A 441-nucleotide genomic window follows, 5' to 3' on the forward strand; every position below is an offset into this window, starting at 1 on the left:
GTGCACATGTTGACTTGATTTCAGGTGAACCATTAGTGATTGACCTATTAGGGCAAGATGTCGAATTGACAAAGTAATAAGCCTGATGATGAGCGAGAAATCGCTCATTTGCTGTATAGCAGGAAAGGATATCATGAAAGTAGTAGAGAAGGATTTTGGACAATTACCTGACGGAAAAATCGTGACGGCGTTTACCCTAGAAAATATTAAACGCACACAGATTACTGCGATTTCGTACGGAGCAACTTGGCAATCGTTTTCCGTTGAACGTGATGGTGTCAAACAAGAATTGTTAGTCCAATTTGATGATCTAGCCGCGTATTTAGATAATCCATTCCATTTTGGAAATACAATTGGTCGTGTTGGTGGTCGTCTATCAAAAACTGATTATGATATTAATGGGGCACATTTTACATTAACGCCAAATGATCATGGCAATGT

Annotated in this window: 1 protein-coding gene; it reads left to right on the forward strand. The window is 39.0% G+C overall.

Going from position 1 to position 441, the window contains the following annotated elements:
- Positions 1-133 precede the first annotated feature (133 nt).
- The coding region (locus C1I98_RS46650; RefSeq protein ID WP_199537599.1) for an aldose epimerase family protein at positions 134-441 on the forward strand (308 nt) is incomplete at its 3' end.

It is taken from the genome of Spongiactinospora gelatinilytica (assembly GCF_003236385.1).
GTDB classification, from domain to species: Bacteria; Actinomycetota; Actinomycetes; order Streptosporangiales; family Streptosporangiaceae; genus Spongiactinospora; species Spongiactinospora gelatinilytica.